Origin of the sequence: Desulfovibrio sp., from assembly GCF_035644575.1 — a bacterium.
In the GTDB taxonomy this organism is placed as follows: domain Bacteria; phylum Desulfobacterota; class Desulfovibrionia; order Desulfovibrionales; family Desulfovibrionaceae; genus Desulfovibrio.
The window spans coordinates 1-17,316 of sequence record NZ_DASQOG010000093.1 but is presented as its reverse complement, the minus strand read 5'-3'; the positions used below and the strand labels follow the sequence as shown (position 1 = coordinate 17,316).

Below are 17,316 nucleotides of genomic sequence, written 5' to 3'. Positions count from 1 at the left end.
AGTTCCCACTGAGGTAAATTAGTGAACAGAGCCTTTTTAATTTTTCTCTCCCGCTTTTTTTGCTTGCCAAGGACTCTGATTCCTAGTATGCATCCTCTTTCAACGATTGGTGCGGGAGGCTCCTTTCTGTTTTTCAATAACTTACTGACCAAGCATATATATTAAAGGTAATGCCCTGACCCCAGCCCTGTTTACCCAGACAGGGATGGGTTTTTTACGCCTTGCCCGCAGTAAGTTCTTTTTAGCCTTCCCACCAGATTACGCTTTCAGGGTGCAGTGACAGCAAGTTTTTTGCCCGCCGGCTTAGGCATGCTGATTTGTCTCGCGCAGCCGGGGCGCAACCGCTACCTATCTTGAGGTACCCATGGGCCAGCTCACCAAACAGTTCGGCAAGATCAAGGTTTCCCTCCCTATCCCACATCTGCTGAATCTGCAGATAGATTCTTACCAGAAATTCCTTCAGGAAGGCGTTTCAGATGCCGACCGCAGCCCAGAGGAAGGGCTGGAAGGTGTGTTCCACACCGTCTTCCCCATTGAGGATTTCAATAAGACCGCCAGTCTTGAGTTCGTCAGCTATGAAATCGGCGAACCCAAGTACGACCAGGCCGAGTGCATTTCCAAGGGGCTGACCTACGAGGCACCCATGCGCATCAAGGTGCGCCTGGTTGTCTATGACACCGATGAAGCTTCGGGCAACCGCACCATCCGCGACATCAAAGAGCAGGATATCTATTTTGGCACCCTGCCCCTGATGACGGAAAAGGGCACGTTTATCATCAACGGCACCGAGCGCGTCATCGTTAACCAGTTGCAGCGCTCGCCGGGCATCATCTTTGAGCACGATGGCGGCAAGACTCACACCAGCCGCAAGGTGCTCTATTCCTGCCGCATCATCCCCATGCGCGGCTCGTGGCTCGACTTTGACTTCGACCACAAGGATATTCTGTACGTCCGCATCGACCGCCGCCGCAAGATGCCTGCCACCATCCTGTTCAAGGCCATGGGCATGAGCAAGGAGCAGATTCTTGAATACTTCTACTCGCAGGAGCACTACCGCATTGAGTCGGCCAGCAGCCTGTTCTGGGAAGTGCGCAAGGACCTGTACCGCAAGGACAACGCCTACGCCGACATCATCGACGCGCAGGGCAATGTCATTGTCAAGGCTGGCAAGCCCATCACCAAGCGCAGCTGGCGTCTGATCTGCGAAGCGGGCATTGAAGCTATCGAAGTTCGCCCCGACACGCTGGACGCCATGTTCCTGGCTTTGGACGTGGCCGATCCCAAGACCGGCGAAGTGCTGGCCGAAGCTGCGGACGAAATCACCGCAGGCCTGCTCGACCGCTTCCGCGAAGCGGGCATCACGCGCATTGCCGTGCTGCACACCAAGGGCACGGATACGTCTTCGTCCATCCGCGATACCCTGGTTCAGGATCGCATCCCCGACCAGCAGAAAGCGCAGGAAGAAATCTACCGTCGTCTGCGTCCGTCTTCTCCGCCTACCCCGGAAATTGCGGCCAGCTTCTTTGACAACCTGTTCCGCAACGGCGACTACTATGACCTGTCGCCCGTGGGCCGCTACAAACTCAACCAGCGTCTGAGCCTGGATGAGGCTGACGACCTGCGCACGCTGACCGACCACGACATCCTCACCGCCATCAAGGTGCTGGTGCAGTTGAAGGACAGCCACGGCCCCGCCGACGATATCGACCACCTTGGCAACCGCCGTGTGCGTCTGGTGGGCGAACTGGTGGAAAACCAGTACCGCATCGGCCTTGTTCGTATGGAACGCGCCATCAAGGAGCGCATGAGCCTTCAGGAAATTTCCACGCTCATGCCCCACGACCTGATCAATCCCAAGCCTGTGGCGGCTGTGCTGAAAGAATTCTTCGGCACCTCGCAGCTTTCGCAGTTCATGGATCAGACCAACTCGCTCTCCGAAGTGACGCACAAGCGCCGCCTTTCGGCCCTGGGCCCCGGCGGTCTTACCCGTGAACGCGCGGGCTTTGAAGTGCGCGACGTGCACACCTCGCACTACGGACGTATCTGCCCCATTGAAACGCCTGAAGGCCCGAACATTGGTCTGATCGTTTCGTTGACCACCTTTGCCAAGGTGAACGACTACGGCTTTATCGAAACGCCTTACCGCGTTGTGCGCGATGCCCGCGTTACCAATGACGTGGTGCACCTCGATGCCTCGCGCGAAGGCGGTCAGGTTGTGGCTCAGGCCAACGCCCGCACCGATGCCGACGGCAACCTGCTTGACGAATACGTTACCGTGCGCGTCAAGGGCGAAGTGGAAATGAACCCGCGTGAAGAAGTGACCCTGATGGACATTTCGCCCAGCCAGATGGTCTCCATCTCTGCCGCGCTCATTCCCTTTCTGGAACACGACGACGCCAACCGCGCGCTCATGGGTTCAAACATGCAGCGTCAGGCCGTGCCGCTTCTGCGCGCCGAAAAGCCCCTGGTGGGCACCGGCATGGAAGTGGACGTGGCCCGCGACTCCGGCGCGTGCATCGTGGCTCCCGCTCCGGGCAAGGTGGAATATGTGGACGCCGACCGCCTCATCGTTTCCTACGAAGGCGATGTGTTCCCCAAGCAGGGCGGCGTGCGCGCCTATGACCTGCTGAAGTTCCACAAGTCCAACCAGAACTCCTGCTTTGGGCAAAAGCCCACCTGCTACCCCGGCATGCCCGTGAAAAAGGGCCAGATTCTGGCTGACGGCCCCGGTATTGACGAAGGCGAACTGGCCCTCGGCAAAAACCTGGTGGTCGCCTTCATGCCCTGGTGCGGTTACAACTACGAAGACTCCATCCTCATTTCCGAGCGCACTGTTCGCGAAGATACCTTTACCTCCATTCATATTGAAGAATTCGAGGTAGTGGCCCGCGACACCAAGCTTGGACCGGAGGAAATCACCCGCGATATTCCCAACGTCAGCGAAGAAATGCTGCGCAACCTGGACGAAAGCGGCATCATCCGCATCGGCGCAGCGGTCAAGCCCGACGATATCCTTGTGGGCAAGATCACGCCCAAGGGCGAAACCCAGCTTACCCCTGAAGAAAAGCTGCTTCGCGCCATCTTCGGCGAGAAGGCCAGGGATGTGAAAAACACCTCCCTCAAGGTTCCCCCGGGAGTGGAAGGCACCATCATTGACGTGAAGGTCTTCAACCGCCGTTCCGGCGAGAAGGACGACCGCACGCTGGCCATTGAAAGCCACGACACGTCCGTGCTGGACCAGAAGGAATCTGATCACCTTCGCGCTTTGTCCGACCGCACCCGCGTTCAGATTGCCCCGCATGTGCTGGGCAAGCAGATCGCCGCCGCAGTGCCGGGCAAGAAGAAGGGCGAAGTGCTGGCCGAAGTGGGCGCAGCCCTGACCGAAGACGTGCTTGAACAGATCCCCGTGAAGAAGCTCGCGGGCCTGTTCAAGAGCAAGGAAGTCAACGACGCCGTGGCCGACGTGCTCAAGTCTTACGACCAGCAGGTTGAATACCTGAAGGCCATTTACGACTCCAAGCGCGAAAAGGTTACGGAAGGCGATGATCTGCCCCCTGGCGTCATCAAGATGGTCAAGGTGCACATCGCCATCAAGCGTAAGCTCTCTGTGGGCGATAAAATGGCTGGCCGCCACGGTAACAAGGGTGTTGTTTCCTGCATTCTGCCGGAAGAAGACATGCCCTTCTTTGCCGACGGTCGCCCCGTGGACATCGTGTTGAACCCCCTGGGCGTGCCTTCACGTATGAACATCGGGCAGATCATGGAAACCCACCTTGGGTGGGGCGCCAAGGAACTTGGTCGGCAGCTGGCCGAACTGGTTGACTCCGGCGCGGCCATGCAGGTTGTGCGCGAAGAACTGAAGGGCGTTTACAATTCGCCTGAAATCAGCGCCCTGGTGGACAGCATGAGCGATGAGGAATTCAAGGCCTCCGCCCTCAAGCTGCGCAACGGTATTGTTACCAAGACCCCGGTGTTCGACGGCGCGACCGAAGAAGAAATCTGGGGCTGGATGGACAAGGCTGGTCTTGCCAACGACGGCAAAACCACCCTGTACGATGGCCGCACGGGTGTTCCCTTCAAGAACCGCGTGACCACGGGCGTCATGTACATGCTCAAACTGCACCACCTGGTTGACGAAAAAATCCATGCCCGTTCCACTGGCCCCTACTCGCTGGTGACGCAGCAGCCCCTCGGCGGTAAAGCCCAGTTCGGTGGCCAGCGTCTTGGTGAAATGGAAGTGTGGGCTCTGGAAGCTTACGGCGCGGCCTATCTGCTGCAGGAATTCCTCACGGTCAAGTCGGACGACGTGACCGGGCGCGTGAAGATGTACGAGAAGATCGTCAAGGGCGACAACTTCCTTGAAGCCGGTCTGCCCGAATCCTTCAACGTGTTGGTGAAGGAACTCATGAGCCTTGGCCTCAACGTGACCCTGCATCAGGAAGAAGGCAAGAAAAAGCCCAAACGCGTGGGCTATATGAAAGAACGCGAGGAAGAGGCGTAACAGCCCCTTTCTGCGGCCCCGGAAACGCGTTGCGTTGGCCGTGAGCGGTTATGCCTCTCACGGCCAACGACAGCATGGCTAACGATTTCAACGAGCTTTTTACAAAGCAAGGTATACTATGAGCCTGGACGATCTTTTCACCGCACGCGGCGCGTCGACCAACGTGACGAACATCCGCAACCTGAAAGCCATCCAGATTTCCATCGCTTCGCCCGAGGCCATTCGTGAATGGTCTTACGGCGAAGTGAAAAAGCCGGAAACCATCAATTATCGCACCTTCAAGCCGGAGCGCGACGGCCTGTTCTGCGCCAAGATCTTCGGCCCCGTGAAGGACTATGAATGCAACTGCGGCAAATACAAGCGCATGAAGCACCGCGGCATCGTCTGCGAAAAGTGCGGCGTTGAAGTTATTGCCTCCAAGGTGCGCCGCGAGCGCATGGGCCACATTGAGCTGGCCGCGCCCGTTGCCCACATCTGGTTTTTGAAGACCCTGCCTTCCAAGATCGGCACCCTGCTCGACATGACCATGGCTGATCTGGAAAAGGTGCTGTACTTCGACTCCTACATTGTTCTTGATCCCGGTCAGACCAATCTGCAGAAGCGTCAGGTCATCTCTGAAGACCAGTACCTCCAGATTCTTGACCACTACGGCACGGACGAAGTTCTGACCGTGGGCATGGGCGCGGAAGCCGTGCGCAGCCTGCTGGAAGAGCTGGAGCTGGAAAAGCTGCGCGCCGAACTGCGCGAAGAAGGCGAATCCACCAAGAGCCAGACCAAGAAGAAAAAGATCACCAAGCGCCTCAAGATTGTTGAAGCCTTCCTTGAGTCGGACAACAAGCCCGAATGGATGATTATGGAAGTCATTCCCGTCATCCCGCCGGAACTGCGTCCTCTGGTGCCGCTGGACGGTGGCCGTTTTGCCACCTCTGACCTCAACGACCTTTACCGTCGTGTGATCAACCGCAACAACCGTCTGAAACGGCTGATGGAACTGGGCGCGCCCGAAATCATCATCCGCAACGAAAAGCGCATGCTTCAGGAAGCTGTGGACGCGCTCTTCGACAACGGTCGTCGTGGCCGCGCCATTGCTGGCACCAACGGTCGCCCGCTCAAGTCGCTTTCCGACATGATCAAGGGTAAGCAGGGCCGCTTCCGTCAGAACCTGCTCGGCAAGCGCGTTGACTACTCCGGCCGTTCGGTTATTACCGTTGGCCCTTACCTCAAGCTGCACCAGTGCGGTTTGCCCAAAAAGATGGCGCTTGAGCTGTTCAAGCCCTTCATCTATGCCGAACTTGAAAAAAGAGGCCACGCCTCCACAATCAAGAGCGCCAAAAAGATGGTGGAGCGTGAAGAGCTGGTAGTGTGGGATATCCTTTCGGAAGTGGTGCGCGAATACCCCATTCTGCTCAACCGCGCCCCTACCCTGCACCGACTGGGCATTCAGGCCTTTGAACCCCTGCTGGTCGAAGGCAAGGCCATCCGTCTGCATCCGCTCGTCTGCTCGGCCTACAACGCCGACTTTGACGGTGACCAGATGGCCGTGCACATTCCCCTTTCGGTGGAAGCGCAGATCGAATGCCGCGTGCTCATGATGAGCACCAACAACATTCTCTCGCCCGCCAACGGCGGCCCTGTCATCGTGCCTTCTCAGGATATCGTGCTTGGTCTGTACTACATGACCGCCGAGCGCAGCTTTGAGCTGGGCGAAGGCATGACCTTCTGCGCCCCCTGGGAAGTGGAAGCCGCCTATGACGGCGGACAGGTTTCTCTGCATGCCCGCGTCAAGGTACGCATGCCCGATGGGCACGTGTACGACACGACCCCCGGTCGTGTGCTCGTAAGCGACATCCTGCCCGAAAAGCTGGGCTTCGAAAACGTCAACTGCGTGCTCACCAAGAAGAACATTGCGCGTCTCGTGGGCGCGGCCTACCGCCACTGCGGCATCAAGGCCACGGTCATTCTGTGCGACCGCCTCAAGGACATGGGTTACGAATTCGCCACCAGGGCGGGCGTGACCATCGGCGTGAAAGACCTCACCATTCCTGAAAGCAAGAAGCACATTCTGGCTGCCTCGCAGGCGGAAGTGGACGACATTGAACATCAGTACCGCGACGGTATCATCACCCGTACTGAAAAGTACAACAAGGTGGTTGACGTGTGGACCAAGGCCACACAGGACGTTTCGGCAGAGATGATCAAGGATATCTCCTACGATATCCTCACTGATCCCAAGACCGGCAAGCAGGAAAAGAACCAGAGCTTCAACCCGATCTTCATGATGTCCAATTCGGGCGCTCGTGGTAACCAGGACCAGATGCGTCAGCTCGCGGGCATGCGCGGTCTTATGGCCAAGCCTTCTGGTGAAATCATTGAAACGCCTATCACATCTTCGTTCCGCGAAGGTCTGTCGGTGTTGCAGTACTTCACCTCCACCCACGGTGCTCGTAAGGGTCTGGCCGATACGGCTCTTAAAACGGCCAACTCCGGTTACCTTACCCGCCGTCTGGTTGACGTTGTGCAGGACGTTATTGTCTGCGAACACGACTGCGGCACTGTGGACGGCATTGAACTGACCCACCTCAAGGACGGCGGCGATATCAAAACCCCGCTGGCCGAGCGCGTCATTGGCCGTGTGCTGCTCTACCCCGTGTTTGATCCCGATGATCCAAACACCGTGCTGATGCCCGAAAACACGCTTATCGAGGAAAGGGAAGCCCAGCTTATCAGCGACAAGGGCATTTCCTCCATCACCGTGCGCTCGCCCCTTACCTGCCAGGCCGAACGCGGCATCTGCGCCCTCTGCTACGGGCGTGACCTTGCCCGCGGGCACCTGGTCAACACGGGCGAAACCGTGGGTATCATCGCGGCCCAGTCCATCGGTGAACCTGGCACGCAGCTTACCATGCGTACCTTCCACATCGGTGGTACGGCTTCGAGCACCATTGAAAAGAACAAGTTTGAAGCCCAGAACGCAGGCCGAGTTATTCTTAACCGCGTGCGTTCCGTTACCAACCGTGACGGCGTTGAACTGGTGCTCGGCAAGAGCGGCCAGCTCACCATTGTGGACGCGCAGGGCCGCGAACGCGAAAAATACATTCTGCCCAACGGCGCACGCCTGCTTGTCCATGACGGCCAGGAAGTGACCAAGGGCGTTGTGCTGGCCGAATGGGATCCGTTCAACGAACCCTTTGTCTGCGAAGAAGAAGGCGTTATCCGTTTTACGGACATCATCGACGGCAAGACCGTGCAGGAAAAGGTGGACGATATTACCCGTCAGGCATCCCTGACCATTATGGAATACCGCACCACCAACTTCCGCCCGTCCATCTCCATCTGCGATGAACACGGCAGCGTCAAAAAACGCAGCCACGCAGGCACGGCGGCGGTTTACACCCTGCCTGTCGGCTCCATCATCATGATCAAGGACGGCGCAGACATCCAGGCGGGCGACATCATCGCCCGTAAGCCCCGCGAAACATCCAAGACCAAGGATATCGTGGGTGGTCTTCCGCGCGTGGCCGAGCTCTTTGAAGTTCGCAAGCCCAAGGACATGGCCGTGGTTTCCGAAATCGCGGGTACTGTCACCTACGCTGGCGAATCCAAGGGCAAGCGCAAGCTGGTTGTTACGCCCGAAATTGGCGAGGCCAAGGAATACCTGGTGCCAAAGGGCAAGCACATTACCGCTGCTGACGGCGACTTTGTGGAAGCGGGCGATCCGCTGACCGAAGGCTACCCCGAACTGCACGATATTCTGCGCACCCGTGGCGAAAAGTACCTTGCCCGCTACCTTGTGGACGAAATCCAGGAAGTGTACCGCTTCCAGGGCGTGGGTATCGACGACAAGCACATCGAAGTTATTGTGCGTCAGATGCTCAAGAAGGTTACGGTTCTCGATTGCGGCGGCACCAGCTTCCTCGTGGGCGAGCAGGTGGACAAGGCCGAATTCAAGGCTGAAAACCAGAAGGTCATTGCCGAAGGGCGTGTGCCAGCTACAGCGGAACCGCTGGTGCTGGGTATCACCCAGGCTTCGTTGACCACCTCCTCGTTCATCTCGGCGGCCTCCTTCCAGGAAACCACCAAGGTGCTCACCGAGGCGTCGCTCAAGGGCAAGATGGACTACCTGCGCGGCCTCAAGGAAAACGTCATTGTGGGTCGCCTCATTCCTGCCGGTACCGGCTACCGCGAATACGTCAATGGCGATATCGTGGTTCCCGACCAGAAGGAACGTCCCGACAAGTTCCTTGAAGACCTTGAAGAAAATCCTGTGCTGGTTGACCTGAACAACTAGGCAGACAGAATAAACCGGGCCACGGCCTGGTGACTGAAAGCCCCCTTCGGAAGTTCGCTTCCGAAGGGGGCTTTACGTTTGCGCATGAGAACCTGCGGTGCATCTACTTCCACGCATGGGCTTTCCACGGCCTGGTCGCGACCCGTTTCCTCCACGGAGGCAGGCTCACCCCCCGGCATGACTTCTTGTCGCAGTGAACTTCACTATTCTCAAAATCCTGCCGTACATGCTGTCTCCCGACAAAGGTGACAGCCACATCAGCCAGGGTCTTCTCCTGCCCCATACTGGCCCCAGGAAGAGTCAAATCAGCTTCACACGAAGCATAATCCATATTTAACACCGCAAGCACGTCGCCCCCCTTTATACAGCCGCAAGATCCCTACATGTGGGCCCTATACAGGTTATCAAGAAGCTAACCGGGCATTTGCGCTGCGAATCTTTGCAGTTTGTACACACAAACACCATTACTTATAGAAACAATAAGCAATCTTTTAGCTACGTTTATACATAATTCATATGCACCTTTTCATGAAAATATTTTTTAAAACATTAATTGTATTGTTTTACTATGCAATGACAGTGTTTATTGCAATATCAATACATTAGCTTTCATGCCGTTTGTGCAATTTTTCTCATTCAAGATAGATTGTCAATCCTTTCAATACTTGAGCTTAACTTGTAATTTTTTGCATGAAAAAATCCATACCTCGTTGACACAGTATATTTAATATGAGAATAGTTTTGTACGGATTAATTACATCAAGTTTTTTATTAATTAATTGCTCTTTTTAACCGCCTCATATAAACTGGGGCGCGACTGCGGAAGACGCAGGGGGTTGTTATGTCAGCTTTGTCAGAACGCGATTATCTGGCCGATGAAATTTGCGAACTGTTCACCAAGCTCACAGGCGATGCGTATGCCGAAGACATGGCACGTGCGCGCAAGCTGGCCGAGGGGGGAAACCCTCACGATCACTGGTTGCACACCACCAGGCTTGACTACGAATCGCGCCTCTTCATGTACATGGCGGCGGCTTTTGCCATGCGCTGCATGAAGGGCGAACCCTACAAGTGTGCCGTTTTCATGCGCAGCGCGGCCGAGGCCCTTAGCCAGCCCCAGGACTAAGCGAATGTCGACAACGGGAAATCCCGACGCATGTGCGCGGGATTTCTCCAATTGTGCCCGGCACAATTCAGGCCGGGAAAACACCATCTGGATTTTGTCAGGAAGCAAGGATCCATCATGCGGGAAAAACTTATCAGATTCAGAACCACTCTCCCCTGCCTGTTATTATTGATCTGCGGCCTGGCGGCATTGCCCGGCGCGGCGTTTGGCAACGAGCTTGTGCCCGTTACCACGCCCGCCGTGAGCAAGCCAGAGATGCCCAAGGTCTTTTTTCCCCATGACAAGCATGTGGACGCAGTGGAGGCCATGAACGGCGACTGTTCAACCTGCCACAACATGACAGATGCAGGCATGTCTGAAACCCTCAAGGACGTAACATCGGTTCCGGCGAAAAAGCAGGTTACTTACATGCACACAGCCTGTACCGAGTGCCACGTCAAAGCTGGCAAGGGCCCGCGTCTTGTGGACTGCCGAGTCTGCCACAGTGAACGCACCGCATCTGAGTTTGCCGGCAAGAAGAAATAGCCAGTAGGCTCAAGGTACACCGAAGAATACGTTAGGAGGCAGATCAGATGCTGGATTTCATTACCGGACCACTTTTCATTATTTCAATTGCCGTATTTCTCGTCGGCCTGCTTGTACGCGCGGTTTTGTACGTGCGCGGCCTGGATGCACGCCTTGAGCGCGTCGCATACAGCTATCATTCTGAGCGTTCCATCCCCGGCGCGCTTGCTTCCATTTTCAAATGGCTTATCCCTGGCGGCACCAGCGGCTGGCGCGCCCAGCCGGTTGCCACCATTCTGTTCTTTCTTTTGCATTTCGGCGCTGTGCTTATACCGCTGTTTCTTCTTGGGCACACGGTTTTGCTTGAAACCTATGTGGGTATAAGCCTGCCGTCGCTTCCGGGCGGCGTTGCCGATGTGCTTGCCATCATGGCTCTTTCCGGCATTGTTCTGCTTGCCTTGCGGCGTCTTTCCTCACCGGCGCTCAGGCAGCTCAACAGTGGGCAGGATTGGCTTATTCTGCTTTTGACCTTTCTGCCCTTCGCCACGGGTCTTATGGCGCGCCTTGACGGCGGCGCCTACCAGACGTGGATGATAGCCCATGTGCTCAGCGGCGAACTGTTTCTTCTGCTGGCCCCCTTCACCAAGCTTTCGCACATTGTCCTCTTCTTTATGTCCCGTGCGCAGATCGGCATGGACTTTGCCATTAAAAGAGGCGGCGCAACGCGCGGCGGCGCTTTCCCCTGGTAATCGGGGCAAACGAATTATCTTTTCGCCTGAAAGGAGCGAACCATGTCCGAATTGCTGTGCACCCCAACCCCCGTCACCACCAAGGAAGGTATCCTTGATCTGCTGAAGGACAAGGGCGGGGCGCAATATTATGCCCAGATGAAGGAACTGAAGGTCGATCAGGAAGCCCTGGCACGCGACCTCGAACAAACCTGCAAATCGCGCACCCGCACATGGCTCAGCGTCTGTGCGCACTGCGCCATGTGCGCGGACAGCTGCTTTTTCTACCGCACCAACAACAACGACCCCACGCAGATTCCCTCGTACAAGATTCAGGCTACGCTGGGCGAGCTGCTGCGCCGCAAAGGCAAGGTTGACGCCGAGTTCATGATCAAATGCATGGACGCCGCCTGGGGCAAGTGCACCTGCTGCAACCGCTGCGCCGTATACTGCCCGCACGGCATTGATACGGGCGTTATGTTCAGCTATTTGCGCGGCATCCTCTTCAAGCACGGCTTCATCCCGTGGGAAATGAAAATCGGCTCCGGCATGCACCGCGTTTACGGAGCGCAGATGGACGTGACCGAAGAAGACTGGGTTGAAACCTGCGAATGGATGGTCGAAGAACAACAGGATGAATGGCCCGACCTGGAAATTCCTGTTGAAAAAGACAACGCGGACGTCATGTACATTCTCAACGCCCGCGAAGTGAAGCACTATCCTGAAGACATCGCTCAGGCAGCCATTCTCTTTCACGCCACAGACACCAACTGGACTGTGCCGCGCGAAGGCTGGGAGAACACATCTCTCACCATGTTCGCTGGCGACTGGGAAGGCTGCGCGCAGAACGTCAAACGCATCTACGCCGCCATTGAGCGCCTCAAGCCCAAGGTGGTTGTGGGCACGGAATGCGGCCACGCCCACCGCGCCACAGTAGTTGAAGGCCCCTACTGGGCCGGACGCGAAAGCGGTGATCCGCCGGTGCGTTTCATGCATTATGTGGAATGGGTTGCAGAGATGCTGCGCACAGGCAAGATCAAGATTGACCCTGCCAAAAAGCTCAAGATGCCCTGCACCCTTCAGGATTCGTGCAACTATGTGCGCAGCCACGGGCTTGGCAAGGCCACCCGCGAAATCATGAGCTACATTGCGGAAGACTTCCGCGAAATGGACCCCAAGGGCGATCACAACTTCTGCTGCGGTGGCGGCGGCGGCCTCAACGGCATTGGCCTGTACCGCAAAGAGCGCAACGTGGGCCTGAAAAACAAGCTGGACCAGATCAAGGCAACCGGCGCGGAACTGGTCATAAGCCCCTGCCATAACTGCTGGGACGCCATCCGCGACATGATGGAAGTCTACGAGGAACACAACATCAAGTGGTCGTTCCTCAAGCCGCTGCTGGTTGATATGATGATCATTCCGGATCACATCAACCACAACGAAGTATAAAAAGATGGGCCGTCTGTGCGGCAGACGGCCCAATCAAACAAGGGTTCCCAAAAAGAACCTGAAAAAACTCGCCGTTTGCCGCGCCAGCATTTGTCCTTTTGCCTGACGCGGATAACGGAGCGAACCACAGCCCTGACGGTCGGGTACTATCCCAGCCCGACCGTCAGGCGAGTATCAAACAAGAGCGCTATGCCATAGCGGCGCTGACGGTAGAAAGCAGCGCTTCGCTCGAACAGTTTTTTGAAAGAACGGGAATTCCCGTTCCAAAGCTCACAGGCCGGGGCCCAACAGATGTGCACACCACCGCCGGAAGGGACCTGGTGCTCGCATTGCGGCGCAAACGACTGTACATGATGGTGCCGGATGTTCCCTCCAGCTCCACATCAAAAACAACGCAGTCGGGCCTGTCGCTGGCAATCTTGGCCAGGCTTTCAGCACAGGTGCTGGCGGTGCTTACCCGGTAATCACACTGCTGAAGGGTTTGGGACAGTCTGCTTTGGCTTTCGGCATCGCTGTCTACCAAGAGAATATGCTTTTGCATTGGTGCCTCCGAAGTCGGTCTCCGGCAGAAGCGGAGAAGAGGGTTGCGCCACCCTGCGGCGGGTGGCTTGCCGCGGCGCTGAAGCACTACTCTGTCGAACGGAACTGAGAGTCACAGCTTCGAGCGAACTGTTCATGGAACGGGCGACCATATCCCAGGCGTCCAGAGCAGTTTTGCCCCTGGGGGCAACATTGCTGACACCGGGCAGGGAAATGCCGCCTTCAACTGCAATAATTATGTCGGCCAGCGTTATCTCATCAGGAGTGCGCGCCAGCATGTGGCCTCCGGCAATGCCACGAACGCTTTTGACAATGCCCTCTGACTGAAGCAGCCGCATGATCTTTTGAACAAATTTTTCAGATATGCCGGTGCAGACCGAAAGTTCGGACGCAGAGGCAGGGATGTCGTCGTCTTGTTCAGAAAGGCACAATAACAAGTGCAAAGCATGGCAGGCCATTGTCGAAATACGCATAGTCATTCCTTATTTTGCAGGAGACAATAACTATCTCTAAACCGTATCTGTCTAATTTAGACTGTTCTACTCAACTTTTTAGCGCACCAGAATAACGGCGTCAAGCGGGTACCAGCGTACCAAAAAGAACGCCGCCGACCAGAATTCGTCATGCTTTCAATGATGTGAATAGTTTCGCAACCTTTTGGCGAAGAAAAAAAAATACTGCCCATAGCAAATATAATGTGTTAGATTTGTGCGTCATTAGTCATAGCTAGCCGCAGCATCGGCGCTGAGACGCCGGCAGTCATGGCAGATGGAAACTATTCAATCTGCACACAAGAGGGACCCGCAATGAAGCTTTCTGCAAAAACCCGGTATGCCGCCAGAATCCTGCTTTTTCTGGCAAAAAACGGTCTTGAGAAACCGGTCTCTTCAAGCCAGTTGGCTGCACAAACTGGCATAAGCTCGCAATTCAGCGAACAGATTTTGCGCCAGCTGCGCCTGGCTGGCATAACGGGCAGCATCCGTGGGGCCAAGGGCGGGCATGTGCTTTTGCGCAAGCCCGAAGAACTCACATTTGGATGCATTGTCAAACTGATGGAAGGCGGCATTGAGCTGACAAACTGTATGGAAAAGCCCGGCGAGTGCGCGCGCTTTGATGGATGTGAAGTCAGAAAAGCCTGGGAGAACCTGCAGGCGACACTTGACGGCGTTTTCGAGTCAATTACCTTGCGCGATCTCATGCACGACCCGCACATTCTCCTGTAGGCAGCCCGTTTTCTATCGTAACAGCCTTTTATACTATCATACCACTTGACACACAAAGGTCGGCCTGCGCCGACCTTTTTTATTATCTCAATATCACTGATAAATTTTATCATACTAAAAAAGTATATAATTTTTCATCCCAAGCTTGTTAAAAAAAATTTTTAGTTTGCTTGAAAAAAAATTTTTATAGGCGTAATCTACTTGATTTAGTTAAATAAAATTAGGTTAATCCAGATTAAGTTTACTGTATTGTTTCCATCTGACATCTTTGCATTTTTTGTAATTTTGAGTATCAGGGGGGTCACCGTACACCTTGACTATGTCGACTATTGTGATCAATTCCTGATTACAACGGTCAGATTTGACTCAGGCGTCGGCCCATTAAAAGGAGAGGTTGCAGGCAGGCAGACGCATGCCGGGCTTGAAAGCGTGTCGGCTGTGCCGGCCGCAACTAACCCACGATTTAGCGGCATCTTGACCCCACGGGAGTAAACGCATGACCACACTTTTTTACATTCTTGGCTATCTGGCGGTAGCCGGCTTTTTCTGCATGGCCTACCTCAAGATCAAATCGTATCTTGCAGCCAGCCCCCTGCACGTACGCTGGGAACTGTACCCCGTGCCTCACGAAGGCTCCAAGACGGTGTACGGCGGCAGCTTTATGGAAGAAAAGGACTGGTGGACAAAGCCTCGTCACATCGCTCACATGGGCGACGTCAAGGCCCTGCTGACCGAAGTGCTTTTCCTGCACGCCACCTTTGAACACAACCTCAAGCTTTGGGTGCGCACCTACCCCTTCCATGTGGGCATGTACATGCTCATGGGCGGCACCATCGTGGTGCTGTTTGCCGCCATCGCGCAGGTTCTGGGCCTCAACCCCCAGGGCGGTCTGATGATCTTTGTCGGCAATGTTATCAGCGCCTGTGCTCTTGCTGGCACGCTGTGCATCATTGTGGGCGGCGTCAGCCTTGTTTTGCGCCGTCGCGCCGATGAAGGCCTGCGCCGTTACAGCACCCCCGAGCATTACTTCAACCTGCTTGTCTTCGTGCTCTTCGGTGTGCTGGGTCTGGCTGCCTGGGCTTCCGCTCCTTCCTACTTCGAGCTGGCCCGCACCTTCATGTACAACCTGATCACGTTCCACTTTGCCCCGCAGACCAACGTGCTGTTCAGCCTGCACCTGCTGGTGGGCTTCTTCCTGCTGATCTGGATTCCCATGACCCACATGGGCCACGTCTTCATGAAGTACTTCACCTACCACGACATCCGCTGGGGTGACGAACCAACCAACTACAGCCCCAAGAACCAGCAGAAGATCATGGACGCCCTGAAGTTCAACGTCACGTGGTCTGCCGATCATATCAATAGCGATGGCCAGCCCAAGACCTGGGTTGACGTGGCTACCACAAATCCCGCAGCCCCCAAGAAGGAAGACTAGGGAGTTCCACAATGAAAGATAATCTGCAATTGAAAGATGTTTCCACTGCCGAAGGGCAGATGGTCAGCATTGACCTCAAGGATATTCCTGAGCTTCCCCTGGACGTGCACACCATGCCCTGGAAGCCCTTCACCGATGAACAGAAGCAGAACACCGCCTGCATCCTTGACGATGTGTGCGTGCTGAACATTCCTGTGCCCAAGAACAAGGAAGAAGAAGAGGAGCTGGTCAACAAGTTCCTCAACGGCATGCGCAAGCTGTTCACCAAGGAAAACAACTGGACCTTCCTGCCCATGCTCGAAACCAGCATGGACTACTGCGCCCAGTGCAACTCCTGTTCTGACGCCTGCCATCTGTACGAAATGTCGGGCAAGAACGAAATGTACCGGCCCAACTTCCGGTCTGAAATCTTCCGCCGCATCTACAAGCAGTATGTGAAGAAAGAACCCTTTGCCAAATGGCGCTACGGCGACATGGGCCTGAACTGGAAGACCGTGGCCCGCCTGGGCGAACTGGCCTACCGCTGCAACCTTTGCCGTCGCTGCGCGCAGACCTGCCCCATCGGTGTGGACAACGGCCTGCTGGCCCGCGAAATCCGCAAGCTTTTCAGCCAGGAGATGGGCATCTACGCCCGCGAACTGCACGAAAAAGGCACCATGAACCAGATGAAGTGCGGGTCTTCCACCGGCATGACGCCTGAAGTGGTGAAAGAAAACGTGGAGTTCATCGACGAGGACTACACCGAAATCACCGGCGTGGGCATCCACACTCCCTTCGACGTGCAGGGCGCGGACATCATGCTGCTGCACAACGCTGGCGAAGTGATGGCCTGGCCTGAAAACATCGCCGCCTTCTCGCTGATCTTCCAGGAAGCTGGTCTTTCATGGACGCTTTCGAGCAAGGCCCTGGCATACGACGGCGTGAACTACGGCGTGTTCTACGACGACGCCCAGACCGCCCGTATTGCCCTGCAGCACATGATGGCCGCCAAGGAACTTGGCGTGAAGAAGATCGTCATCGGTGAATGCGGCCACGCCCACAAGGCCCTGACCGTTATCGCCGACCGCGTTATCCCCTTCGAATATCAGGTGCCGCGCGAAAGCTGCTACGTGACCCTGCACGACATTGTCATGTCGGGCCGCCTCAAGCTTGATCCTTCGCGCAACAACTTCCCCGTGACCCTGCACGACCCCTGCAACATCGTGCGCCTCATGGGCATTGTTGAACCCCAGCGCGAAATCGTGCGCAAAATTGCGCCCATGTTCCGCGAAATGCCCTGCCATGGTGTGGACAACTACTGCTGCGGCGGCGGCTCCGGCTTTGCCATCATGACCCGCAACAACATTGAGCAATGGCGCGGCAACATCTCTGGCCGCAAAAAGATGTGGCAGATCGCCGAAGCCTTCAAGGATTGCCTTGGACCGGAAACCCGCAAGTACATCTGCGCTCCCTGCTCCAACTGCAAGGGCCAGATCCGCGAAATGCTGGAACACAACGATCTGTACACCAAGAACAACTTCGC

11 protein-coding genes are annotated in these 17,316 nt (G+C 55.9%); 9 read left to right on the top strand and 2 right to left on the bottom strand.

Features of this window, described 5'->3' with window-relative positions:
* The first annotated feature begins 364 nt into the window (after positions 1–364).
* The 6 genes from rpoB (at position 365) to hmcF (ending at position 12,596) form a co-directional block, all read left to right on the top strand.
* On the top strand, positions 365–4,501 hold the full coding sequence (gene rpoB / locus VEZ52_RS04965) for a DNA-directed RNA polymerase subunit beta (RefSeq protein ID WP_324835803.1): 4,137 nt from the start codon (positions 365–367) through the stop codon (positions 4,499–4,501).
* Between the two features lie 118 nt (positions 4,502–4,619).
* Positions 4,620–8,789, top strand: a complete 4,170-nt coding sequence (gene rpoC / locus VEZ52_RS04960) for a DNA-directed RNA polymerase subunit beta' (RefSeq protein ID WP_324835802.1) — start codon at positions 4,620–4,622, stop codon at positions 8,787–8,789.
* 841 nt (positions 8,790–9,630) lie between these two features.
* Positions 9,631–9,915 (top strand): hypothetical protein, encoded by a 285-nt coding sequence (locus VEZ52_RS04955; protein ID WP_022658301.1) that lies wholly within the window; start codon positions 9,631–9,633, stop codon positions 9,913–9,915.
* A 117-nt stretch (positions 9,916–10,032) separates the two neighbouring features.
* Complete coding sequence (locus tag VEZ52_RS04950) at positions 10,033–10,440, top strand: cytochrome c3 family protein (RefSeq protein WP_324835801.1); 408 nt, start codon at positions 10,033–10,035, stop codon at positions 10,438–10,440.
* A gap of 47 nt (positions 10,441–10,487) precedes the next feature.
* On the top strand, positions 10,488–11,168 hold the full coding sequence (hmcE, locus tag VEZ52_RS04945; RefSeq protein WP_324835800.1) for a sulfate respiration complex protein HmcE: 681 nt from the start codon (positions 10,488–10,490) through the stop codon (positions 11,166–11,168).
* A gap of 42 nt (positions 11,169–11,210) precedes the next feature.
* Positions 11,211–12,596: a sulfate respiration complex iron-sulfur protein HmcF gene (gene hmcF, locus VEZ52_RS04940; RefSeq protein ID WP_324835799.1), complete on the top strand. Its 1,386-nt coding sequence runs from the start codon at positions 11,211–11,213 to the stop codon at positions 12,594–12,596.
* 187 nt (positions 12,597–12,783) lie between these two features.
* Here the strand turns inward: hmcF and VEZ52_RS04935 are convergent, their stop codons facing one another.
* Together VEZ52_RS04935 and VEZ52_RS04930 are read right to left on the bottom strand one after the other, a co-directional pair.
* Complete coding sequence (locus VEZ52_RS04935) at positions 12,784–13,137, bottom strand: response regulator (protein ID WP_324835798.1); 354 nt, start codon at positions 13,135–13,137, stop codon at positions 12,784–12,786.
* Positions 13,061–13,609, bottom strand: coding sequence for an RrF2 family transcriptional regulator (locus tag VEZ52_RS04930; protein ID WP_298997999.1), 549 nt, complete (start codon positions 13,607–13,609; stop codon positions 13,061–13,063). The genes VEZ52_RS04935 and VEZ52_RS04930 overlap by 77 nt, the downstream gene beginning before the upstream one ends.
* A 333-nt stretch (positions 13,610–13,942) precedes the next feature.
* Here VEZ52_RS04930 and VEZ52_RS04925 point away from each other — a divergent pair, with 333 nt between their 5' ends.
* The 3 genes from VEZ52_RS04925 to VEZ52_RS04915 all read left to right on the top strand — a co-directional run.
* Positions 13,943–14,359, top strand: coding sequence for an RrF2 family transcriptional regulator (locus VEZ52_RS04925; RefSeq protein WP_192112874.1), 417 nt, complete (start codon positions 13,943–13,945; stop codon positions 14,357–14,359).
* A 496-nt stretch (positions 14,360–14,855) separates the two neighbouring features.
* The gene (locus VEZ52_RS04920; protein ID WP_324835797.1) at positions 14,856–15,794 is read left to right on the top strand and encodes a respiratory nitrate reductase subunit gamma; all 939 of its coding nucleotides are present in this window, start codon (positions 14,856–14,858) and stop codon (positions 15,792–15,794) included.
* Between the two features lie 11 nt (positions 15,795–15,805).
* On the top strand, positions 15,806–17,316 hold a 1,511-nt coding region (locus VEZ52_RS04915), incomplete at its 3' end, for a (Fe-S)-binding protein (protein WP_324835796.1).

What these genes read in the sequence shown, in the direction of transcription:
- rpoB (WP_324835803.1), top strand. Translation starts at nt 365, where the DNA reads ATGGGCCAGCTCACCAAACAGTTCGGCAAGATCAAGGTTTCCCTCCCT.
- rpoC (WP_324835802.1), top strand. Translation starts at nt 4,620, where the DNA reads ATGAGCCTGGACGATCTTTTCACCGCACGCGGCGCGTCGACCAACGTG.
- VEZ52_RS04955 (WP_022658301.1), top strand. Translation starts at nt 9,631, where the DNA reads ATGTCAGCTTTGTCAGAACGCGATTATCTGGCCGATGAAATTTGCGAA.
- VEZ52_RS04950 (WP_324835801.1), top strand. Translation starts at nt 10,033, where the DNA reads ATGCGGGAAAAACTTATCAGATTCAGAACCACTCTCCCCTGCCTGTTA.
- hmcE (WP_324835800.1), top strand. Translation starts at nt 10,488, where the DNA reads ATGCTGGATTTCATTACCGGACCACTTTTCATTATTTCAATTGCCGTA.
- hmcF (WP_324835799.1), top strand. Translation starts at nt 11,211, where the DNA reads ATGTCCGAATTGCTGTGCACCCCAACCCCCGTCACCACCAAGGAAGGT.
- VEZ52_RS04935 (WP_324835798.1), bottom strand. Translation starts at nt 13,137, where the DNA reads ATGCAAAAGCATATTCTCTTGGTAGACAGCGATGCCGAAAGCCAAAGC.
- VEZ52_RS04930 (WP_298997999.1), bottom strand. Translation starts at nt 13,609, where the DNA reads ATGCGTATTTCGACAATGGCCTGCCATGCTTTGCACTTGTTATTGTGC.
- VEZ52_RS04925 (WP_192112874.1), top strand. Translation starts at nt 13,943, where the DNA reads ATGAAGCTTTCTGCAAAAACCCGGTATGCCGCCAGAATCCTGCTTTTT.
- VEZ52_RS04920 (WP_324835797.1), top strand. Translation starts at nt 14,856, where the DNA reads ATGACCACACTTTTTTACATTCTTGGCTATCTGGCGGTAGCCGGCTTT.